The following is a 21453-nucleotide window of genomic DNA, read 5'->3' on the forward strand; positions in this document are numbered from 1 at the left end:
CTGACATGCGGTCATCATGCGCACAGCGCCTCCGCCCGAGCCACAGCCTCGGCCAGAGTGTCGGCGACCGGCACCCCCACGCGCGACAGCTCGCGCCGGGAACTCGCCCCGCCGGTGAACAGCACGGCCTTGATGCCGGCCTCGGCGGCGGCCGCAGCGTCGTCCGGAACGTCCCCGATGAGGACGGTCCGCGCCAGGTCCAGCGACGCCGACTCGGCAGCCAGCGCGGAGAGATGGCGGACCAGGTACTGCCCCTTGCCGGTAGTGCCGGACGTGCCGTCGCGGCCGTCCACCCGGCGGAAGTGGCCCTCGATCCCGAAGCTCCGCACCAGCGGCACGAGTTCGGTGTGCCCGTACATCGACAGCAGCGACTGCGACGGCCGGGCACGAAGTATCTCCAGCGCACCGGTGGCCAGCCCGCAGGCATCCCTGCGGGCCGTGTAGTGCTCGTGGAAGACCGCGTCCATCCGCTCCCACTCCGCCTGGGAGGGCATCCGGCCGAGCCGGTCGGCGTAGCACTCGATCACCGGGATCCGGTACCACTCCCGGTACTCGGCCACGCTCAACGGCGGCAACGCCTCGAGCTCCGCGAAGGCGGCGTTGCTCGCCCCGACGACGGCGTCGATGTCGTCGAAGAGGGTTCCGTTCCAGTCCCACACGATGTGTGCCTGCTGTGCGTGCATGCTCCGCACCGTATCTCCCCCCACTGACAGACGTCCGCTCCGGCCGCCCGACCGCTCAGGACAGCAGCCCCGGGATCTCCTGCGTCGCGTACCAGAGCAGCTCGTGGTCCTCGGCGCCGTCGACGGTGAACCGGGCGTCCTCGTCCCCTGTGTCCGCCGCCGCGAGCGCTGCGGCAGCGGCGGCGACGTCCTCGACCACCTCGGCATCGTCGTCGTCAGCGTGCACCGACGCGGCCTTCACCAACGCCAGCGGCTCGCCCAGCAGCACCGCGCCGAGGGCGGCCGCGTCCTCGTGCTCCGCCTGGACCTGCAGCGTCACGGTCGCGTCCGGCACGTCCGCGGCGACCACGACCCGACGCCGCGGCGCGCTGTCGTCCGCGGCCACCAGCCGCAGCGAGGCCTGCGCGGCGCGGACCAGCGCGGCGTACTCCAACTCCTCGATGTCGTCGCTGAGGTACCACTCGCGCAGCGCCGGGGTGACCGCGTAGGCCCGCAGCGGGGCGGGGGCGACGACGCCGTCGGCGTGCGCCTGCGCGAGTCCGTTCAGGGTGAGAGGCACGTACACGCGCATCGCTGGCGCTCCGGATCCGGGAGGAGGAGAGAGATCTGAGGTCAGGATAAGCGGTCAACGGGACGCCGCGGCAGCGGTCGCGCAGCGTCACCGATCGAGTGGCTTTTGATCGCGTTCCGTGACCGGCCCTTAGCTCGACGCGCACCCGTCGTTGCAGGTCAGAGGGGGTAAATCACTCGGATAAGTGAATTTTCCCGAGGCCCTCTCGGGGTCGCGGGCCTGCTTGTCCCTGTCAGTACCCGGCACTAGCACTGGTCCCGAGTTCCCCGCCCGCCACGCCACGGAGGTGCCCCATGACGACCGCCACGCCCGCGACACCCCACCACGCGACGACCGCCGCCCCGACGGTCCGCCTCGGCAGGATCCACAGCCTGAGCGCGACCCGCGCGTCCCATGCGGCCGGCCGGCCCCCGGTCCCGGGGACCACCCCGCACCATCGCCTGGCGGCGGCGTACGCACAACGCCTGCTCGAAGTGGTCACAGGGCGCCGCCCGCTGGAGCAGCTGCTCGCCTTCGCGACGGAGGACGTCTACGACCGTGTCCGCACGCTGCGCGCGCTCGGCGCGCTCCGCGGCGAGGGCGCCGTCCCCGTCCTCCAGCGCGTCTTCGACTCCGCGCCGCGCAGAGACGCCCTCGAAGTCACCGCCCTGGTCCGCATCGGCGACCGCACCGAGACCCTCGCCTTCCGCCTCGAATGCCGCGCCCTCACCCGCAGCCAACTCGCCACCTGGCGCTTCACCGCCCTGGAGTCCCGGTGGTGACCACCACCCGCACGCAGACAGGCAGTTGCAACAATCGCTTTGCTGCCGCAGGCAGTTGCAACACCAAAGGGCGCGAGGAACTGCGCGACAAGCCACCCACGCAGGTGGTTCGCCGAACGAGCAGGGCCATCCGCACCGGGTGGTTGCTCGCACAGTTCCTCGCGCCCCTCAAAAGCAAGAGCGCCGTGCAACTACTTCTTGCGGCGACGGCCGCCCTTCGCGGCCTTGCGGCGCTCGGCGCGGGTGAGGCCGTCGCCGGCCTCGGTCTCGTCGTCGACGTCGGTCTCGATGTCCGTCTCGACCACGCCGTCCGCCGTGTCCATCGTCGGCGCCTTGTAGTGCAGGCGGTCCGGACGCTGCGGAGCGTCCAGGCCCTTCGCGCGGATCTCGACGTGCTGCCGCGCATCGGCGACACCCGCCGCCACCGCGTCGACCGGCGCGGCCGCCTCGACCGGGACCTCCTCGACCTGCTGCTCGACCTGGACGTCGAGGTTGAACAGGTAGGAGACCGACTCCTCCTTGATCCCGTCCATCATCGCGTTGAACATGTCGAAGCCCTCACGCTGGTACTCCACCAGCGGGTCGCGCTGCGCGAGCGCGCGCATGCCGATGCCCTCCTGGAGGTAGTCCATCTCGTAGAGGTGCTCGCGCCAGCGACGGTCCAGCACCGAGAGCACCACCCGGCGCTCCAGCTCACGCATGACCGTCTCGCCGAGCTGGTCCTCACGCTCGACGTACTTGGCGTGGAGGTCCTCCTTGACCGCGTCCGCCAGCTCGTCGGCGGTGACGTTGGAGCGGTCGCCGGTCTCGTCCTCGAAGTCCTCGATCTTCAGGCTGATCGGGTACAGCTGGCCCAGCGCGGTCCAGAGCTTCTCCCAGTCCCACTCCTCGGCGAAGCCCTCCGACGTCGCGTCACGGATGTACGCGTCGATGGTGTCGTCCATGAAGTGGTCGACCTGCTCGTGCAGGTCCTCGCCCTCGAGGACGCGGCGGCGCTCGCCGTAGATGACCTCGCGCTGGCGGTTCAGGACCTCGTCGTACTTGAGGACGTTCTTGCGGATCTCGAAGTTCTGCTGCTCGACCTGCGTCTGCGCGGACGCGATCGCGCGGGTCACCATCTTCGACTCGATCGGCACGTCCTCGGGCACGTTGGCCATGGACAGCACACGCTCGACCATGCCGGCCTTGAAGAGACGCATCAGGTCGTCGCCCAGCGACAGGTAGAAGCGGGACTCGCCCGGGTCGCCCTGACGGCCGGAACGACCGCGCAGCTGGTTGTCGATGCGGCGCGACTCGTGGCGCTCGGTGCCCAGCACGTAGAGGCCGCCCAGATCCCGGACATCCTCCTGCTCGGCCTTGACGGCCTCCTTGGCCTTGTCCAGCGCGGAGCCCCACGCGGCCTCGTACTCCTCGGGGGTGTCCACCGGGGAGAGCCCGCGCTGCGCCAACTCGGCGGCGGCCAGGTGCTCAGGGTTGCCGCCGAGCATGATGTCGGTGCCACGACCGGCCATGTTGGTGGCCACGGTGACCGCGCCCTTGCGACCGGCCTGCGCGACGACCTGCGCCTCGCGCTCGTGGTTCTTCGCGTTGAGCACCTCGTGCTGGACGCCGCGCTTACGCAGCTCCTGCGAGAGGTACTCGGACTTCTCGACCGAGGTGGTGCCGACCAGGACCGGCTGACCCTTCTCGTGCTTGACGACAATGTCCTCGACGACCGCGGCGAACTTGGCCGGCTCCGACTTGTAGATCAGGTCCGCCTGGTCGACGCGCAGCGGCGGCTTGTTGGTCGGGATCGGGACGACGCCCAGCTTGTAGATCTGGTGGAACTCTGCGGCCTCGGTCGTCGCCGTACCGGTCATGCCGGAGAGCTTGTCGTAGAGGCGGAAGAAGTTCTGCAGGGTGATGGTGGCCAGGGTCTGGTTCTCGTTCTGGACCTCCACCCCCTCCTTGGCCTCGATCGCCTGGTGCATGCCCTCGTTGTAGCGACGACCGGCGAGGATACGGCCGGTGTGCTCGTCGACGATCATGACTTCGCCGTTCATGACGACGTAGTCCTTGTCCGCCTTGTAGAGCTCCTTCGCCTTGATGGCGTTGTTGAGGAACCCGACCAGCGGGGTGTTGGAGACGTCGTAGAGGTTCTCGATGCCGAGGTAGTCCTCGACCCGGGTGACACCGGCCTCCAGGACACCGACGGTGCGCTTCTTCTCGTCGACCTCGTAGTCGCGGTCGATCTTGAGGCGCTGCACCATCTTGGCGAAGTCGCCGTACCACTTGGTGGCGGCGTCCGCCGGGCCCGAGATGATCAGCGGGGTGCGCGCCTCGTCGATGAGGATCGAGTCGACCTCGTCGACAACCGCGAAGTTGTGGCCGCGCTGCACCAGTTCGTCCTTCGACCACGCCATGTTGTCGCGCAGGTAGTCGAAGCCGAACTCGTTGTTGGTGCCGTAGGTGATGTCGCAGTTGTACTGCTCACGCCGCTCGGCGGGCGGCATGTTCGCCAGGATGCAGCCGACCTCGAGACCGAGGAACCGGTGCACCCGGCCCATCCACTCCGAGTCACGCTCGGCGAGGTAGTCGTTGGTGGTGATGAGGTGGACGCCCTTGCCGGTGAGCGCGTTGAGGTAGGTCGGCAGCGTACCGACCAGGGTCTTGCCTTCGCCGGTGCGCATCTCGGCGACATAGCCGAAGTGCAGGGCGGCGCCACCCATCAGCTGCACGTCGTAGTGACGCTGGCCGAGGGTGCGCTTGGCGGCCTCACGCACGGCGGCGAAGGCCTCGGGGAGGATGTCGTCCAGCTTCTCGCCGTCCGCGAGGCGCTCCCGGAACTCGTCGGTGAGCGCGCGCAGCTCGGCGTCCGTCAGGTTGACGAAGTCCTCTTCGATGGAGTTGACCTGTTCTGCGATCTTGGACAGCTTGCGAAGGATCTTTCCTTCGCCTGCACGCAGGATCTTGTCGAAGACGGACACGTGGGCTGGCTCCTTGCCTGGGCGGACCGGGCGACTGGTTTCTGGCTCCTTGCTCGCGGGCGGATACACCCGCCGCGTGCCCATCGTATGCGAGGAGTCCATTCGGCCGGGAGGTCCGTCAGCACGCCGAAGGGTGTCGCCGGTGAGAGTGACATGAGTTTTATGGAAACAGCGGTAGAAAACGGACAGGTTACGGGCTTCCGAAAAATACGACGATCATCGCCGAGAGCTTGGGGATACTCCTGCAATGGAACCGACCACGCTGGAAACACCCCGGCTGCACCTTCGCCAGTTCACCGAGGCGGACATCGACACGATCACCGAGGTGTGCCAGGACGTCCAACTCCAGCGGATGACGTCCGTTCCCGTCCCCTATACCCGGGCCCACGCCGAGGGCTTCGTCCGCGAGATCATCCCGCAGGGGTGGATCACGGAGACGCTGCTGAACTTCGGCGTCTTCCGCAAGGACACCGACGCGCTGGTCGCCTCGGTCGGCATCCACGGCCACCGGTTCCGCACCGACGGCAACGCCGAGATCGGCTACTGGACGGCGCCCGAGCAGCGCCGTCAGGGCTTCACCGCCGAGGCGGTCGCGGTCGTCTGCGACTGGGCCTTCACGGAGTTGGACGTGGTCCGGATGGAGTGGCGGGCCGTCGCGGGCAACGTCGGATCGCGCGCGGTCGCCGAGAAGGTCGGCTTCCGCTTCGAGGGCACACTGCGCGGCGCCACCGTCCACCGTGGCCGGCGCCGCGACGCCTGGATCGGCGGCCTGCTCAGCACGGATCGCGTCGCCGCGGACCGCCTCAGCACGGATCACGCCAGGCGTCCAGGGCGAGGTGCTTGAGCATCGCGCTGAACCGGAGCCGTCGCGCCTGCGGGCAGAAGGCGCTGGTCGGCAGGTTGTACTCGGTCTCGAACACCGCCTTCCCGGCGGCGACGAAGGGCGTCAACTCGGCGCACTCCTGGTACTCGGCGCACTGCTCGTCGATCGCGAAGTCGAAGTCCGGGAGCAGCTGCGGGATCTGGTCGAGGTCGTTCTTGAGCGCCACGGCTAGGCCGCGCGCGTGCGCAAGGCCCGCCACCAAGCGGTTGAAGGCCAGTTGGTCGGCGGCGGTGAGCGGAAAGCCGGTGTCGTTGGCGTATCCGTCGAGCTGGTCCGGCTCGACGGCGTCGAAGCCCTTCGCCTTGCAGACGTCGAGGCGCTGCGCGATCAGCGGCCGCAGCACGTCCAAGCGCCGAATGTCCAACCACCGCTCGTCCGGCCACCCGTCGAGCGGCTTGCCGAGCAGGCTGCTCGGGAATCTAGCCGCGTCGGGCCGGTAGGGCTCCCACGCGCCGACGTTGACGTAACAGACCACCTTCCGCCCGGCGGCGTGCAGGGCTGCGACGACCTGGGCGGAGTTGTCGACGGAGTCGATGTCATAGACGTCGGCGACGACCGACACGTCGACGGGCGTGGTCAGCTGCCACTGCCAGGTGAGACCAGGACGTGGCTGCCAACGGCCACCCCCCGCAACGCGCATGGGCGGTGAAGGTGACAGTGTCGTTGACGGCAGCGGTGGCGGTGGTGCGGTGGTCCGTCGGGTCGGCCCAGGGCCAGGCGCGGAGGTGCTGGGTGCGGAGGTGCCGGGCGCGCCCGAACAGCCGGCCAGCAGGCAGAGGCAGAAGCCGAGGCAGACAGCCAACCACAGCCGGGTCCCCGCCTGGATCGGCGGTTGCTTCCTCATCCGTACCCCGTCACCTGTGCCTCGTGGCGGTGCCCACCGCCTGCGCGGTGGCGAGGAGCAGGACGAGCGCCGCCACCGCGCTGACCGTCGACTGTGCGGCCCCGGCCGGGACCCCAGCCGCCCTCGCCACGACGACCGCCGCTCCCGCCGTCGCCACCGCGATCGTCGCCCGACCCAACAGACCGAGCGACTGCAGCAGTTGGGCGCTCCATATCGCCGCGGCCAAGGCCGCCAGGGCCACCAGTCCCGGGCCGCCGGCCTCCGGCCACAGCAACGCCGTCGCCGCCACAAGCGCGGCGACCAGCACCAGGTAGCCGCAGAGGCAGCGCACCAGCGCGCTCAGCACCAGGCGGTGGAACCGCCGCTTCGAGCCCGTTCGGCTGAGCGCCAGCTCGGTGGTGGCGCGGCACCGGGCCAGAAACCATTCCGCGCCCCCCATGCTCAACGTCAGGGCGAGGGTGGTCGAACCGATCTGAGCCAGCGTCAGTACGGCGACGCCCAGCCCGAAGACTCCGGCGCCCGCCGCCTGCCACCACTCCGACCGGCTCACCCGCACGCGCGCGTGGTCGGCTCGGCCCGACCGGAGCGTCGGGACGGTCTCCTGCCAGCCGGCCGTCAGCGCCAGCGCCAGAGCCAGCAGGATCAGCCCCGCGCCCGCCCAGCGCGGTGGCGCGCCCCCGAGACGTCGCGACACGACCACCCACACCGCGCCCAGCACGACCGGCGTGAGCGCCCGCAGCAGCAGCCGTTCCCGTCCGAGGACCAACAGCGCCGTCGCGGCAGCGAAGTAGAGCGCCTGGCCGGCCGCGTAGGCGACGGTCGGCGCGGTGGCCCCCGGCATCACCGACGCGGCCAGTGGAGCGAGCACGACCCCGGCAGCACCACCGAGGAGAAGGAACGCAGCCGCACCCACCTGGTCCTCCTGGCCCCGCCGCAGATAGGCGAGGTGCGCCACAGCCTGGCTCCAGCCCCAGCTCAGCAGCAGAGCCGCACCGATGCTCCCGTCCAGACCGTGCGGCGGCCGGTAGAGCAGGTAGGCCAGGCCGGGGAGGGCGAAGAGGACTCCGCGCAGGGCGCAGCGCGGCGCCGAGACGTCCCATGCCGACGCTCCCACCGAACGGAACCGACTCGGAAGGTTCTTCGACACCTTCGCTGCCCGCGCCGCGTCCGTTGCGCTCGCCGCATTCGCTGCGTTCCGCGTGTTCGGCACCGCCGCATCGGCCCCCGCGTCACCGGCCTCGCCGTGCGCCCGGCTGAAGAGCTCCTCGCCCAACTCGAACGCGTCCCGTCGGCCGTAGCGCTGCTGGATCTGCGAATCGGTGAGCCCGTCCGCCTCGATGGCTGCGACGACCTCCAGCGGATGCACCGCCGTCGCGGCGATCTCGCCGAACCGTTCCGCCAACTCGTCGGCCGGATCCGTTGCGAGGGTGTGCGGCCTCGGCCCTGAGACGGGATCCAGCCGCAGGCCCGGCAGCAACTCCACCAGCCCGCTCATGCGGCCACCCGGTCATCGGCGTCCGTCGCGCGCCGCGTCGCGGCAACCGCGCCGGACGGGCCGAGCGTCGTGGTCCCCGCCAACTCGCAGTACAGCGACCGGAACTCGGAGACCGTGCGCTCGACGGTGAACTGCTGCTCCACCCTCCGGCGTGCCGCCGCGCCCAGCCGCGCCCGCTCCACCGGGTCACGGAGCAGAGCCAGCGTCGCCGCCGCCAACGCCTCGGGTTCGCGCGGCGGGACCACCAGGCCGGTGTCGCCGACGGCCTCGCGGACGCCGCCGACATCGGTGGAGACCGTGGCGCGTCCGCAGGCCATCGCCTCGATCAGGCTGAACGGGAAACCCTCCGAGATGCTGGAGAGCAGCACCACCGAGCCCGCCGCGTAGGCGTCCTTGACCGCGTCGATCCGACCCTCGAAGGTGACGGCGTCCGCCACGCCGAGCTCGGCGGTCAGCGCCTTCAGCCGCTGTCGGTAGCCCTCTCCCCCGGCCGGGGGATCGCCGAAGAGGCGCAGTCTGGCCCGGGGCAGGTCGAGCCGGACCAGGGCGAAGGCGCGGATCAGCGTCTCCAGGTCCTTGATCGGGTCGATCCGCCCGGCCCAACTGACCGTCGGCTCCTCGGGTTCGTCGCCGGCGACGGGGAACTGCCGCAGGTCAACGCCGTTGTAGACGGTGCGGATACGACGCGGGTCGCAGCCACCGTGCTCCTCCCAACGACGGTTGTACCGGTTGACGGGCGCGACCACGTCGGCGCAGCGGTAGCTCTCCGCCGCCAGCATCCGGTAGAAGCCCAGCACCAGCGTCTTGACCGGCCGGGAGAAGGGCGCCGCACGAAAGCCGAGGAACCGTTCCCGCAGATAGATGCCGTGCTCGGAGAGGAGCAGCGGCACCCCGTGGAAGCGGCGCGCGGTCAGGCCGGGCAACGCCGCCAGCCCGCCCGTGGCGACGTGGACCACGCCCCGCGCGGGCGGCTGCACCGCGAGCGCCCGCAGCGCGTGCTCCAGCAGATCGGTTGCCTGCAGGGCATCGCGAAAGCTGGGCCGGTCCCGACTGGTCGCCACGAACGGCAGCCGCCACACCCGCTGCAGCGAACGCAATGCCCCCTCGCTGCGCAGCGCGGCGGTCAACGACCCTCCGGTGAGTGCGAACTCCGCTATCTCGTACAGCTCGTCGGCGAAGTAGGGCTCGAAGTCCGGGTCGAGCAACGAGAGCAGGAAGCGCTCGTACCCTGCGAGGAAACGGCGTAGCGCACGTCCGCGCGGCGCGCGCCCGCTGGTGGGTGGCCCCCAGAGCGGGACCGTGCTGTGCGAAGCGATCTGCTCCGGCAGCGGCCAGATCACCGGCTCCCGGCCGCTGCCGGTGATCCCCAGGATGTGGAAACGGACGTCCGGCATCCCGCGCACCAGCTGGTCGCACCAGGTGCTGACGCCGCCGTGGATGTAGGGATAGGTGCCCTCCGTCAGCAAGGTGACCTCCAGCGCCACCGGGCTGTTCATTTACGCTGTCCCCCCTCAGGGCAGTCAGGGCATTTCGTCAGGGTGTCGAGCGACCGCGTCCGGGACAGCCACTCGCTCTGTGCTGTCCCGGACGCGGTCGTGGTGCCGCGGTCGCCTCGGCTACCCGGCCGTGTGCGGAAGCTTGGCGACCCCGGCCGGCGTCAGCGGGACCTTCTTTGCCACGGACGCGAGTTGCTTCGGCGTGATCGCCGCCGGGGCGACGTGTGCCGCGTTCACCTTCACCGGGCCGCGCATCGGCGGCACGATCGGCATGGCCGCCGAGGCGAGCCGGAGCGTGACCGCCGACTGCAGGCTGCCAGGGCTCATCCAGCCGGACAGCTCGCCCGCGTAGGACGTGCCGACCGCACGCGTGCCGAGGAGCAGCGTCTGCGTCGTGCCGGTGGGCATGGTGACCGGGATCTTCACCCCGGCCGGTGCCTGCAGCGTGACCACGTTGCCCACCCGGTACGCGGTGACCCGCCCCGAGGAGACGGCGTTCTGCCAGGCCGAGCGCTGCTGCAGCTCCGTGCCGATGGCGGATTCGCGCAGGTTGACGATGGGTGCGTCGGCGGCCATCAGGTTGCCGTAGTCGCTCAACAGCGTGTCCAGCACCGGGTAGAGGATCCGGTCCTCGGCCAGGTTGGACTGGTGTGCGTAGTGCGGATCGGGGTCGTCACCGAGGATGTGGCCCATGTCGATCCGGGCCTCCAGCGGGACGACGTAGTCCGCGTAGCCGGTGGTCTCGTCCAGCGGCGCGGGCAGGCAGGTGGTGGTGGCCGGGTTGGCCGTGCAGATGCCGCTGCCGCCCTGGGCGGTCGCGGTGTAGAGCCAGTTGTACTCGTCGACCTCGTCCGCGACCTTGCCCGCGTTGTAGTAGACGCTCATCGGGTAGCGCGGCACCGTGAGCGCGCTGCCGACGGCCCGCTGCTGCGGCTCGCGGGAGTGGTCGCTGCCGGTCCACTTGACGCCGGCGGCGGCCAGCGCCGGGGCCAGACCGGGGTTGTCGACCGGTTGCTGCGGCAGCGTCTTCAGGCCCGAGTGCTCACCGGTGACCAACTCCGTCGGGTCGATGCTGATCCCGCGCTTCTCGGCCCACTGGACGTTCTGGGTGATCGCCGTCTCGATGGTCTGCTGGCTCACCCACTCGGTGGCGCCGGTCGCGCTGGTCGTGCAGGACCAGGGCACGGTCGCGGTGTTCTGCACGCAGCCCAGGAACGGGTGGTCGTAGGTGTGGTTGACCCAGCGGAAGGAGGTCTTGTCCGCCAGCAGGGCATCCGTCAACGGGTCGTCGACGGTGCCGTTCTGGGTGGCGTCGTCGCTGCCGCCGCCGTTGAAGAAGAAGTCGAAGGTGAAGTTGTGCGCCTGCTCCCACTGCTTGGCGTAGGCGACGTCGGCCGGGCTCATCCGGATCTCCGACGCGGCCGGGGTGCCCTTGCACGCGGAGGCGGCGTCGCCCGGCGTGCACTTGGCGGTGCTGCTCCACCTGTCGTCCGGCAGGAAGACGTCGTCGATGTCCTGCTCGAAGTAGTTGCGGTCGAACCCGATGTGGACGCCCTGGGTCATCCAGTCGACGATGCCGCGCGCCAGCAGCCGGTACTGCTGCTGGTACTGGTTGTAGGCGAAGGTGAGCACCATCTCGGAGACGCCGTTGTGGTCGTACTCACCCGCCAGCACGCCCTGTGTGCCGCCCGCGCCCGGGATCGGCATGGTGACGAGCGGGGTGAACGTGGCGCCGGCCGCCTGCGCGGCCAGCGGGGTGGCCAGGTATCCGTAGCTCTCGACGACGTTCGGGTCGTTGTTCTCGAACGGGACGCTGCCCTTGAGGTACCGGAACGGGCCGCTGAGGCCGGCCGTGGTGACCTGGCCGTCCATGCCGTCCAGAGCGCCGATGTAGCCGGGGTTGCTGGCCCAGTTGAGCCCGACGGCGGGCTGGGCGTAGGTGTAGGCGTCGACCTGGCGGATGCCGAAGGTCTGCTCGTAGCCGACGATCGCGGCCATCTCGGCCGAACCGGCCGGGAACGGCGCGTTGTTGGGCAGCACCACGGCCTGGTACTTCGCCTCGGCGCGGCCGAGGGAGTCGGTGCCGCTCAGAAAGGCGGCGGTGATGGTCGGCCGCTTGGGGTCCGAGAGGACCACGCGCGTGTACGGCGTGCCGGTCAGGTCCAGCTCGTTGACGATGGCGGCGACCGAGGGGCCGCCGTCGTCGACCACGAGGACCTTGAGATCGATGCGCTGCGATGCGCTCACAGCCTGCGCCCCGACCGTCGGCGCGGCGAACGCCAACAGCCCCGCCGCGGTGAGCGCGGCGGCCCAACGGGTCCTGCGACCCATGTCGTCCCCTCCCGGGCATGCCGATGCCCGGGGAGCGGGCAGGCATGCCGAAGAATCGAGTGAAATCGTGTGAAGTCGAAAAGAAAACAGAGACAGAAGTGCGAAGTACGAGATACGAAGCACGAGAAGCAAGTCGAAACACCGGGAGGACGGACCTCCGGGACCCCCATGAAGCAGCTCCCTCACTGCGGGAACCAGGCTAGGAGCGCCGGGAGCAGCGCACCCAGCAGGTTGGCCGATCTCCACTCTCATCAGTGAGGTTCTGAACGGCAGTTTGATTGCCGTCGCTCGACAGAGTGAGTGGTGTCAGTGGTCGGGCATAGGCTCGCCGACATGACGACCGAGTCGCAGTTGCTCGAACTCTCCGCCGACCAGGCGCGTCGGATCGCCCTGCGCGCCCAGGGGTTGCTCGGCGTGCCGGACCGCCGGGCGGGTGTGCGCGGCATGCTGCGCAGCCTGGGTTCGGTCCAGCTGGACACCATCTCGGTGCTCGCCCGCTCCCACGAGCTGATCCCCTACGCCCGGCTCGGTCCGGTGGGCCGCGACGCCGTCGAGCAGGCCTACTGGAGCGGCGGCCGTTCCTTCGAGTACTGGTCGCACGCCGCCTGCATCCTGCCGGTCGAGGAGTGGCCGCTCTTCGCCTTCCGCCGGCGGCACTTCCTGGAGCGCGGCCACCGCTGGCACCGGATGGAGGACGCGGAGCGATCCTCCGCCGAGATCGTCGCCAAGCTGCGCGCCGAGGGCCCGCTGACGGCCACGGACCTGGGCGGTGCCAAGAAGGGCGGCGTCTGGTGGGACTGGTCCGAGTCCAAGATCGCCGTCGAGTGGCTGCTGGACACCGGCGTCGTGGTCTGCGCCGAGCGGCGCGGCTGGCGTCGCGTCTACACCCTGGCCGAACAGGCCGTCCCCGCCGAGCTGTTGAACACCGAGCTGGACGACGAGGCGTGCCTGCGGCAGCTGGTGCGCCAGTCCGGCACGGCCCTGGGCGTGGCCACGGAGAAGGATCTGGCCGATTACCACCGGCTCAAGGTCGAGCAGGTCTCCGCAGCACTTCCGGAGTCCGGCCTGGTACCGGTCCGCGTCGCCGGCTGGGGGCGCAACGGCGGCCGGGCCAACGGTCACAACGGCGGTCGTGTCGCGGAGAACTCGGCACTCGCCTGGGCCGATCCGGCCGCGCTCGCGGAGGAGCCGCGCGGTCGTCACCGGACCACCCTGCTCTCGCCGTTCGACTCGCTGATCTGGGACCGGGCCCGCACCGAGCGCGTCTTCGGCTTCACGCACCGCCTGGAGGCCTACACGCCCAAGGACAAGCGGGTCCACGGCTACTTCGCCATGCCGCTGCTCGCCGGCGGCAAGCTGGTCGGCCGGGTCGACCCGGCCCGTGAGAAGGGCACGCTGGTGGCCCGTCAGGTCTCGCTGACCACGCCGAAGGCGGTCGAACCCCTCGCTGCGGCGCTGCGCGAGGCCGCCGAGTGGGTGGGCTGCGACGCGGTCCGCGTCGAGCGGCTCCACGACGAGTCCCTGCGCACGCCCTTGGAGAAGCTGCTGGCGGCGTGAGCCGAGGGGCGAGGTCAGCCTATTTCGAGGATCTTCTCCCGCATCGCATAGACCACGGCCTCCATCCGGGAGTGGAGCTGCAGCTTCTCCAGGATGTTCCGGACGTGGTTCTTCACGGTGTTCTCGCTGATGAAGAGCTGCTTGGCAATGTCCCGGTTGTTGAGGCCGGTGGCCACCAGCTTGAGGACCTCCATCTCACGGTCCGTCAGGCGCGGTGCAGGCAACAGCTCCTGCTGGTCCGTCCGCTTCTGGATCATCGACTTGAACTCGGTCAGCAGCTTGGCCGCCATCGACGGGCTGATCTGCGACTGGCCGTCGGCGACCGCGCGGATGGCGGTGGCCACCTCGTCCGTGGAGATCTCCTTGAGCAGGTAGCCGGTAGCACCCGCCTTGATCGCCTCGTAGAGGTCGGCCTCCTCGTCGCTGATGGTCAGCATGATGATCTTCGTGCTCGGCGCGACCTCCTTGATGGCCGTGCACGCCTCGATCCCGCTGCGGCGCGGCATCCGCACGTCCATCAGGATGATGTCGGGCAGCAGATCCGCTGCCTTGACCACGGCCTCGGCCCCGTCACCGGCCTCGCCGACGACCGCGATGTCCTCCTCCTGGGCAAGGACGATCTCCAGTCCGCGCCGGAAAAGCGCGTGGTCGTCCACGACCAGTACCCGGATCGGCTCCACCATCCGGTCCCTCCCCCTTGGTGGGCGGCTTTCTGCGACATGATTCCACGCTTCGCGGATGTCGCGATCACCCGCCCACAGTGGGTTCCCCCGGAAGTGTGCCCGGGGGAACCCTTGATCTCCGTGGTCGTCCCTCCGTGAGCGGAGTACGTCAGCCGTCAGCCGAGTACGTCCGCGGAGACCTAGACGCCGACCTTCAGGTGGATCACACCGTAGTCGTAGGCGTGGCGGCGGTAGACCACGCTCGGCTGCTTGGTCTCCGCGTCCACGAACAGGTAGAAGTCGTGGCCGACCAGCTCCATCTCGTACAGCGCCTGGTCGAGGGCCATCGGCTCGGCGGGGTGGGTCTTCTCGCGGACCACCAGCGGCCCGTCGCCCTCCACCTCCACCGATCCCTGCATCGTCTTCCTGTGCTCCGGGCCGAGCTCCTCGGGGGAAGCCTGCCCGGGCGTGTCCGACAGCGCGGCGGTCGCGGCCGCGACGCTCAGCGGCGCCCGCGGGCCCTTGCAGATCCGCCGCCGGTCGGCGGCCTTGCGCAGTTGCGCGTCCAGCTTGGCCGAGGCCAGGTCAAGAGCGGAGTACGGGTCGGAGGAGCTCGCCTCCGCCCGGATCACCGGGCCACGGCTGCGCAGCGTGATCTCGACCTGGTCGGAGTGCTCGGCCTGGCGCGGGTTGCGCTCCTTGGAGACCTCCACGTCGACGCTGATCACCTTGCCGTCGAGCTTGTTGATCCGCTCCAGCTTCTCGGCGACGTGCCTGCGGAACCGCTCCGGAACCTCGGTCTTGCGACCCTTGACGACGATGTCCACGCAGAACTCCGATCCTTCGCGCTTCATGCCCAGGGACCCGAAGGTCCACCGGGCCCATCGAGAACGCAGCGCCGCCCACTCGGAGTCGGGCGGTACCGCCCCTCAGTCCCCTTCATCCCCATTCGAAACGGTGGGAACCCCATGGAACAACGGTTCCCCGGGTTCCGCCCGTCCCATTCGGAGCCGAAGGTCCCGGCTGAGGGAGCCATACGTCCTGACCTCCCAAACTCGCCGCGTTGGCGGGGCTTGTACAGCCCCCGCGCGGGTCCTACCCCCGTTCGGATGAACATCACGTAAATGTCCCTCGTCAACGAGGTGCACGCGGCACTCTGAGGACTCCCCTCAACCTTCTCTCGGAGTCGCCGATGGAGCCATTCGTAGGGGCAGTTCCAGCCACTGAATCCGCACCCGTTCCGGCATCAACACCAGCATCAGCGCCGAGCACGACACCGATCCGGGCCACGCCGTTGCCGGTCCGGCTGCTCGACGCCGCGCTCGATCTGCTGCTCCCCGCCGCCTGCGTCGGCTGCGGCGTCGCCCGCACGCAACTGTGCCCTGACTGCCGGGGGCAGCTGACGGCCGCCGAGCCGCTTCGGGCACGTCCCGCGCACCCGCCACCGGGGCTTCCCGAGATCTACGCGGCGGTCCGCTACGGCGACCCGGCCCGCCAGGTACTGCTTGCCCACAAGGAACGCGGAGCGCTACGGCTGGCCGCCCCACTCGGCCAGGCCCTGGCGTTGGCCGTGCGCGCCGCGTTCCCCGCCACTCCGCGCCAGGAACGCCCGTTGCTGCTGGTCCCCATGCCGAGCACGACGCACACCACGCGCGCCCGTGGCCACAACCCCACCCTGCGCGTCGCCCGCGCGGCCGCGTCGGCGCTGCGCGGAGCAGGCGTCCCCACCCGGGTCGTTCCCGCGTTGCGCCACGCCCGCGCGGTGGCCGACCAGTCCGGCCTCGACGCGGCGGCGCGGCAACGGAACCTGCGCGGCGCGCTCACCGTCCACGCCCACCGCACCAGGCTCCGCGAGGGCCACGTCCTGGTCGTCGACGACCTTGTCACCACCGGCGCCAGCATCGTCGAGGCAACCCGTGCCCTCGCCGAGGCGGGCGCGGACGTCCTCGCGGGCGCCGTCGTGGCGGCGACGCAGCTCCGCGACTGAGCGACTGAGCGCGCGTCGACCAGGCGGCATCAGCCGCCTGGTCCGGACATCAGCCCGGGAAGCGGGGAGCGCTTCCCTTGTCCGTGCCGGAGGTGCCGTTGCCCACGGGGGCCCAGCTGGCAGCGGACAGCATCCGGAAGACCGAGTCAGCCGATGAGGCCGAGTCCGCCGAGGAGGCCACCAGTCGCGGCGTCGGCCCCGGGAATGCCGTGATGTCGACGATGCCGTTGAGCGCCGGGAGAATCCCGTTGTCCGTGCCCGAGGGCGAGCCGTCGATCTCGACCGAGATCGGCGTCAGGGTGTGCGTCGTCGACGGAAGGCCCAGCACGACCAGGCTGTCGCCGTCGGTCCACGCCATCGACGAGATCGAGCTGATCGACTGCGCGATCGTGCGCAGTCCGTCGATCGTCAGCTGGGGCGACGCCTCCGTGCCGATCCGGTGGACCCGCCCGATCACGACCGAGGTGTCCGAGGTGGTGGGGTCCGCGACCAGAAGGGCGATCCGGGCCCCGTCAGCGGCGACGCGGACCTGCTTGACCGTGCCCTGCAGGCCCGTCACGGTCACCGGGACCTCGTGGCCGTTCTCCACCGCGCGAAGCGAGGGGTTGTTCGGATCCGAGTCCGCCGCCCAGAGCGTGCCCGTGCCGTCCCAGCTCGGCGAGGAGAGCCCACCGGTCGCGCTGGTCAGGACCGGCTGAGTCGGCGCGGTGGTCGCGTGCAACGAACTGACGTAGACCGCACCGCCGTTCTTCGTCACGGTCGCCACGGCACCGTCGCTGCGCGGCGACACCGCGAAGCTGCCGATCCCGCCGCCTGCGGCGGACGCGGCGGACGACAACAGCGCACCCGTGACCGGCTGCGGGTCCGCCTGCCCGCCGGAACCGGAAGCCGGCGGGGGGACGCTGACGAGATGGCGGTCGGCGTTCAGGTAGTACACCGTGCCGGCCGGGTCGGGCAGATTCGGAGCGATGGCCTGGTACTTGTTGCCGCTGTCCGCGTTGCACTGCTCCGGGCCGTTGTGGCCCGCGTAGAGCGCTACGGACTGCACCGGGACGGAGGGCTCACCCGCAGCGGAGACGTCGACCTCGCTCAGCGTGTCGTACAGCTGCGCGGCCATCGCGTCGCACGACTCGTCCGCCCACTGCGCGCCCTGGCCCAGCGTGAGGTACGCCTTGATCTGGGAGCCGCTCGTGTCCAGGTCGACGGAGGAGCCCGGCGGGAAGGCGTTGGCCACCACCGGCGACAGCCACTTGCTCGGCCCGGCGAGCAACTGGCGCGCCGCGTAGGTCATCGGGTCGATGTGGCTGCGGATGTAGACCGGGTCGGCAACCAGCGGGCTTCGACCACCGCTGGTGGTGCCGCCGTCGGCCGGGTAGTACAGGTTGACCGACTCGTATATCCCGGGAAAGTCCTGCTCGGTGAGCAGGATGCCCTGCGGCAGCGAGGTGATCCGCCACTGGCCCTGGGCGTTCTTCTCGAAGACGAAGTTCTCGGTCACCGTCTGCTGGTCGCCCGGCGTGTACGAGCCGTGCGCGTCCAGGGTCGCCACCCGGCGGCCGGTGACCGAGACGGTCAACTGCTTGCCGTTGTTGGACGCCTGCGCGGCCTCACGCTGGTCCAGCACCGTGAGCTGCGCCCCGGGGTCCCATGACGTGCCGGGCGCCAGGTACTTGCGGGCGTTGGTGTAGTCCGCCTCGTCGCTGGCGAGGTCGTCGAGGAAGCCGGTGAGCAGCGCCGGCGGCGACTCGTTCTCCTTCGGCGGCACGGCGATGAGCTGCACCGTCGAGTCCTGCGCGGTACCGGTCTGCTGGCCGCCGACGGAGGGGATCGGCCCGCTGGAGGGCATGGCGGCGCACCCGACGACCAACAGCGCGCTGCCGGTCACCGCCACCATGCTCACCGTGCGACGACGGCTGTTCGCCTGGCCCATCTCACTTCTCTCCATCGTTGCCGCCGTTGCGGGACGTGGCCTCGCCGCCGATGTGGTCGGCTGCCGCGCCGTCCGACGGCGGAACTGCGACGTCGGCACCGGTCTCGGCACCGGGCGCAGGCTCGCACGCCTCCTTCGGCACGACCACCTGCGCTCCGCCCGAACCGAGCGCGAACCCGGGGACCGTGCCCAGATCCGCCGGATTGCTGGCCGGTCCCGGTCGCCCCGGACCCGGCAGCGTGGGAATCACCGAACCGTACCCCAGCACCCCGCCCAGCCCCGGACCGAGGCTCGGCTGCTGCCCGGACAGCTCGGTCTCCCCGACGCCGTCCACACCGCCGACGCTCCCTGCGCCCGCAGCACGCACGTGACCGGAGGCATGGCCGCCGGTGGCTCCCGCCGCCAGCACCGCCGTCGCCCCAGCCGGACGGGCCCGCCGGTACGGACTGCCGGACACGTCGAGACCGCGGTTGCCCCGGGAGTCCCCCGGCTCCAACGGGATCGGCGACCGCGAGATCTCCGCCCCGGCATTGCGCGGAATGGTCAGCCGGAACTGAGAACCTCCGCCAGGCTCACCCCACGCATGCAGCCAGCCGCCGTGCAGCGCGGCGTCCTCCAGGGCGATGGACAGGCCCAGGCCGGTGCCACCGGTGGTACGCGCCCGAGCCGGGTCCGCGCGCCAGAAGCGGTTGAAGACGCGCGCCGCCTCACCGGGCTTGAGCCCGATGCCACGGTCCCGCACCGCCACGGCCACCGCGCCGTCACCGGCGGCGAGCCGGACGTCGATGTCCCGGCCCTCACCGTGCTCCAGCGCGTTGACGACCAGGTTGCGCAGAATGCGCTCGATACGACGCGGGTCCACCTCAGCCACGACGGGTTCGTCCCCGCCGAGCACGTGGATCGTGCTGCCCTTCCGCTTGGCCAGCGGGTCGGCCCCCTCGATCACGCGGGCGACCACGTCGCGCAGGTCCGCCGGCTCCGAGTCGAGGATGGCCGCGCCCGCGTCGAAGCGGCTGATCTCCAGCAGGTCGGCAAGGAGCGACTCGAAACGGTCCAGCTGGTTCTGCAGCAGCTCGGCCGAGCGCGCGGCAGCCGGGTCGTCGAAGTCCTCGCGTGACTCGTAGAGCAGGTCGGCGGCCATTCGCACCGTGGTGAGCGGCGTCCGCAGCTCGTGCGAGACGTCGGAGACGAATCGACGCTGCACCCGGGAGAGCTCCTCCAGCTGCCGGATCTGCGCCTGGAGCGCCCCGGCCATCCGGTTGAACGACTCTCCGAGCCGGGTGATGTCGTCCGTCCCCGAGACCTTCATCCGCTCTTCCAGCCGCCCGGAGGCGAGCTGCTCGGAGATCTCCGCGGCCATCCGGATCGGCGTGACGACCTGGCGCACCACCAGCCAGGAGATCGCCCCCAGCAGGATCACCACGAAGACCCCGGCGGTGGCCAGCGTCCCCGAGACCAGGCTGAGGGTCTTGGTCTCCTGGGTGAACGGGAAGACGTAGTAGAGCTGGTACGAGTTCTGGTACGAGCTGCCGTCCGGCACCGCTATCTGCTCGCCCAGCACCATCCCCGGCTCGCTCGGCGTGCCGTTCAGGTACGTGACCGTGGAGAACGAGCCCTGCGGCGTCCCGTTGCCCTCGGCGACCCGAGCCTGAAGCTCCGCCGGGATCGTCTGCGGGTCCACGTGGCCGGTGTCGCGCACCGCCCGCAGCGCGGGACTGGTGTCGCTCGCCTGGGTGTCGTCGGGCAGCATGCCCAGCACGTAGTAGGAGCCCGCGCCGCTGGCCGCCAGCGAGTGGACCTGCTCGGTCATCACGTCGCCGACGTCGACCGAGTACGTCGAGCCGGGGGTCGTGGCGGAACCCGGAACGGCCTTGTGGGTGTCCGCTCCGAGGCTGCTGGTCGCGGCCTTGGCCGCGGCGAAGCCGCTGTCGGCCTGTGTCTGCGCGGACTGCAGCTTGGCCTGAAGCAGACCGTTGCGGACCTGGTTCATCACCACGACGCCCAGCAGCGCGACGACGCCCACGGACAACACCAGAGTGGTCGCCACGACACGCAGCTGAATGGAACGTCGGTACAGCCCCACGGCACGCCGGAACGGGCTGCGCAGGCGTCGGCCGACCACGACGAGCAGCGCACGGGTGCTGCCGTCGGTGGCGCTAGCACCGCTCCTGCTTCTCCGACCGTCCGTACTCTTCCGGCCGGCCACGGTGTCTCGGCTGTCCGCAGCGTTCCGGCTGTCATCGGTACCGGTCGACTGCCCGCCGTCCTGGTCGGGCAGGACGGCGGGCGTCTGACCAGTCATCTCAGTTCGGTCCCGCCTTGTAGCCGACACCACGCACGGTCACCACGATCTCGGGACGCTCAGGGTCCCGCTCGATCTTCGACCGCAGTCGCTGCACATGGACGTTGACGAGGCGGGTGTCCGCGGCGTGGCGGTAGCCCCAGACCTGCTCCAGCAGCACCTCACGGGTGAAGACCTGCCACGGCTTGCGCGCCAGCGCGACCAGCAGGTCGAACTCCAACGGCGTCAGCGGAATGCTGCGGCCGTCACGCTTGACCGAGTGGCCGGCGACGTCGATGACCAGGTCACCGATGGCCAGCTGCTCCGGGCTCGGCTCCTCGGCGCGACGCAGACGCGCGCGCACACGGGCGACGAGCTCCTTCGGCTTGAACGGCTTGGTCATGTAGTCGTCCGCGCCGGACTCGAGACCCACGACCACGTCGACGGTGTCCGTCTTCGCGGTCAGCATCACGATCGGCACGCCAGACTCGGCACGGATCTGCCGACAGACGTCGATCCCGTCCCTGCCAGGCAGCATCAGGTCCAAAAGCACGAGGTCAGGCTTGACCTCACGGAATACGGCCAGTGCCTTGTCGCCATCAGCGACGAAGCTCGGCTCGAATCCCTCCCCGCGCAGCACGATGCCAAGCATCTCCGCCAGAGCAGTGTCGTCATCGACGATCAGGACGCGTCCCTTCATGGTCTCCATGCTCTCATCTCTGAAACGTGACCTGGGGCACAGTCGGGGAGACTTCCGCCACTCGTTCGACCAACGAGCGGGTGGCGGGCCCGACAACAAGTGTGACAGGTGGGGCAAGGGACAGTATCGGAACGCAGTGAAGCCCCCTGACACGAGGTCAGGGGGCTTCACTGGAAAGATTGTTCGGCGGCGTCCTACTCTCCCACAGGGTCCCCCCTGCAGTACCATCGGCGCTGTGAGGCTTAGCTTCCGGGTTCGGAATGTAACCGGGCGTTTCCCTCACGCTATGACCACCGAAACACGATG

General features: G+C 70.2%; 16 protein-coding genes and 1 rRNA gene. 4 read left to right on the forward strand and 13 right to left on the reverse strand.

The window, feature by feature from the left end:
- Positions 1 to 14 precede the first annotated feature (14 nt).
- Positions 15 to 683, reverse strand: coding sequence for an HAD family hydrolase (locus I2501_RS31180; RefSeq protein ID WP_196197648.1), 669 nt, complete (start codon positions 681 to 683; stop codon positions 15 to 17).
- Between the two features lie 55 nt (positions 684 to 738).
- Complete coding sequence (locus I2501_RS31185) at positions 739 to 1254, reverse strand: DUF6912 family protein (RefSeq protein ID WP_196197649.1); 516 nt, start codon at positions 1252 to 1254, stop codon at positions 739 to 741.
- A 293-nt stretch (positions 1255 to 1547) separates the two neighbouring features.
- On the opposite strand from I2501_RS31185, the gene I2501_RS31190 reads away from it, so the two are divergent.
- Entirely contained in the window at positions 1548 to 2015 is a 468-nt protein-coding gene (locus tag I2501_RS31190) for an Rv3235 family protein (protein ID WP_196197650.1), read from the forward strand.
- A gap of 191 nt (positions 2016 to 2206) precedes the next feature.
- Here I2501_RS31190 and secA read toward each other — a convergent pair whose 3' ends face one another.
- Positions 2207 to 4981, reverse strand: a complete 2775-nt coding sequence (gene secA / locus I2501_RS31195) for a preprotein translocase subunit SecA (RefSeq protein WP_196197651.1) — start codon at positions 4979 to 4981, stop codon at positions 2207 to 2209.
- Between the two features lie 247 nt (positions 4982 to 5228).
- Here secA and I2501_RS31200 point away from each other — a divergent pair, with 247 nt between their 5' ends.
- Complete coding sequence (locus I2501_RS31200; protein ID WP_196197652.1) at positions 5229 to 5825, forward strand: GNAT family N-acetyltransferase; 597 nt, start codon at positions 5229 to 5231, stop codon at positions 5823 to 5825.
- On the opposite strand, the gene I2501_RS31205 is transcribed toward I2501_RS31200, so the two are convergent.
- The 4 genes from I2501_RS31205 to I2501_RS31220 form a co-directional block, all read right to left on the reverse strand.
- Positions 5785 to 6708 carry an endo alpha-1,4 polygalactosaminidase gene (locus tag I2501_RS31205; protein WP_408022804.1) on the reverse strand — a complete coding sequence of 308 codons (924 nt, stop codon included), beginning with the start codon at positions 6706 to 6708 and terminating at the stop codon, positions 5785 to 5787. The genes I2501_RS31200 and I2501_RS31205 overlap by 41 nt on opposite strands.
- A gap of 10 nt (positions 6709 to 6718) precedes the next feature.
- Positions 6719 to 8203, reverse strand: coding sequence for a hypothetical protein (locus tag I2501_RS31210; RefSeq protein ID WP_196197654.1), 1485 nt, complete (start codon positions 8201 to 8203; stop codon positions 6719 to 6721).
- The gene (gene pelF, locus I2501_RS31215) at positions 8200 to 9699 is read right to left on the reverse strand and encodes a GT4 family glycosyltransferase PelF (protein ID WP_196197655.1); all 1500 of its coding nucleotides are present in this window, start codon (positions 9697 to 9699) and stop codon (positions 8200 to 8202) included. The genes I2501_RS31210 and pelF overlap by 4 nt, the downstream gene beginning before the upstream one ends.
- Before the next feature lie 120 nt (positions 9700 to 9819).
- Positions 9820 to 12030: a hypothetical protein gene (locus tag I2501_RS31220; protein ID WP_196197656.1), complete on the reverse strand. Its 2211-nt coding sequence runs from the start codon at positions 12028 to 12030 to the stop codon at positions 9820 to 9822.
- Between the two features lie 333 nt (positions 12031 to 12363).
- On the opposite strand from I2501_RS31220, the gene I2501_RS31225 reads away from it, so the two are divergent.
- The gene (locus I2501_RS31225; RefSeq protein ID WP_196197657.1) at positions 12364 to 13587 is read left to right on the forward strand and encodes a winged helix-turn-helix domain-containing protein; all 1224 of its coding nucleotides are present in this window, start codon (positions 12364 to 12366) and stop codon (positions 13585 to 13587) included.
- Between the two features lie 14 nt (positions 13588 to 13601).
- On the opposite strand, the gene I2501_RS31230 is transcribed toward I2501_RS31225, so the two are convergent.
- The gene (locus I2501_RS31230; RefSeq protein ID WP_215910158.1) at positions 13602 to 14270 is read right to left on the reverse strand and encodes a response regulator; all 669 of its coding nucleotides are present in this window, start codon (positions 14268 to 14270) and stop codon (positions 13602 to 13604) included.
- Positions 14271 to 14449: 179 nt separating this feature from the next.
- Positions 14450 to 15076 (reverse strand): ribosome hibernation-promoting factor, HPF/YfiA family, encoded by a 627-nt coding sequence (hpf, locus tag I2501_RS31235; RefSeq protein ID WP_408022805.1) that lies wholly within the window; start codon positions 15074 to 15076, stop codon positions 14450 to 14452.
- Between the two features lie 467 nt (positions 15077 to 15543).
- On the opposite strand from hpf, the gene I2501_RS31240 reads away from it, so the two are divergent.
- Positions 15544 to 16236 (forward strand): ComF family protein, encoded by a 693-nt coding sequence (locus I2501_RS31240; protein WP_236047570.1) that lies wholly within the window; start codon positions 15544 to 15546, stop codon positions 16234 to 16236.
- Between the two features lie 49 nt (positions 16237 to 16285).
- On the opposite strand, the gene I2501_RS31245 is transcribed toward I2501_RS31240, so the two are convergent.
- From I2501_RS31245 to rrf, 4 genes are all read right to left on the reverse strand, one after another.
- Positions 16286 to 18166 carry an LpqB family beta-propeller domain-containing protein gene (locus I2501_RS31245; protein WP_196197660.1) on the reverse strand — a complete coding sequence of 627 codons (1881 nt, stop codon included), beginning with the start codon at positions 18164 to 18166 and terminating at the stop codon, positions 16286 to 16288.
- A gap of 1 nt (position 18167) precedes the next feature.
- Complete coding sequence (gene mtrB / locus I2501_RS31250) at positions 18168 to 20468, reverse strand: MtrAB system histidine kinase MtrB (protein WP_196197661.1); 2301 nt, start codon at positions 20466 to 20468, stop codon at positions 18168 to 18170.
- Position 20469: 1 nt separating this feature from the next.
- Positions 20470 to 21147, reverse strand: coding sequence for an MtrAB system response regulator MtrA (gene mtrA, locus I2501_RS31255; RefSeq protein WP_037605443.1), 678 nt, complete (start codon positions 21145 to 21147; stop codon positions 20470 to 20472).
- 181 nt (positions 21148 to 21328) lie between these two features.
- A 5S ribosomal RNA gene (gene rrf / locus I2501_RS31260) occupies positions 21329 to 21445 on the reverse strand.
- Between the last annotated feature and the right edge of the window lie 8 nt (positions 21446 to 21453).

The organism is Streptacidiphilus fuscans, assembly GCF_015690355.1.
Taxonomy (GTDB): Bacteria; Actinomycetota; Actinomycetes; order Streptomycetales; family Streptomycetaceae; genus Streptacidiphilus; species Streptacidiphilus fuscans.

What these genes read in the sequence shown, in the direction of transcription:
- I2501_RS31180 (WP_196197648.1), bottom strand. Translation starts at nt 683, where the DNA reads ATGCACGCACAGCAGGCACACATCGTGTGGGACTGGAACGGAACCCTC.
- I2501_RS31185 (WP_196197649.1), bottom strand. Translation starts at nt 1,254, where the DNA reads ATGCGCGTGTACGTGCCTCTCACCCTGAACGGACTCGCGCAGGCGCAC.
- I2501_RS31190 (WP_196197650.1), top strand. Translation starts at nt 1,548, where the DNA reads ATGACGACCGCCACGCCCGCGACACCCCACCACGCGACGACCGCCGCC.
- I2501_RS31200 (WP_196197652.1), top strand. Translation starts at nt 5,229, where the DNA reads ATGGAACCGACCACGCTGGAAACACCCCGGCTGCACCTTCGCCAGTTC.
- I2501_RS31205 (WP_408022804.1), bottom strand. Translation starts at nt 6,708, where the DNA reads ATGAGGAAGCAACCGCCGATCCAGGCGGGGACCCGGCTGTGGTTGGCT.
- I2501_RS31210 (WP_196197654.1), bottom strand. Translation starts at nt 8,203, where the DNA reads ATGAGCGGGCTGGTGGAGTTGCTGCCGGGCCTGCGGCTGGATCCCGTC.
- pelF (WP_196197655.1), bottom strand. Translation starts at nt 9,699, where the DNA reads ATGAACAGCCCGGTGGCGCTGGAGGTCACCTTGCTGACGGAGGGCACC.
- I2501_RS31220 (WP_196197656.1), bottom strand. Translation starts at nt 12,030, where the DNA reads ATGGGTCGCAGGACCCGTTGGGCCGCCGCGCTCACCGCGGCGGGGCTG.
- I2501_RS31225 (WP_196197657.1), top strand. Translation starts at nt 12,364, where the DNA reads ATGACGACCGAGTCGCAGTTGCTCGAACTCTCCGCCGACCAGGCGCGT.
- I2501_RS31230 (WP_215910158.1), bottom strand. Translation starts at nt 14,270, where the DNA reads ATGGTGGAGCCGATCCGGGTACTGGTCGTGGACGACCACGCGCTTTTC.
- I2501_RS31245 (WP_196197660.1), bottom strand. Translation starts at nt 18,166, where the DNA reads ATGGGCCAGGCGAACAGCCGTCGTCGCACGGTGAGCATGGTGGCGGTG.
- mtrB (WP_196197661.1), bottom strand. Translation starts at nt 20,468, where the DNA reads ATGACTGGTCAGACGCCCGCCGTCCTGCCCGACCAGGACGGCGGGCAG.
- mtrA (WP_037605443.1), bottom strand. Translation starts at nt 21,147, where the DNA reads ATGAAGGGACGCGTCCTGATCGTCGATGACGACACTGCTCTGGCGGAG.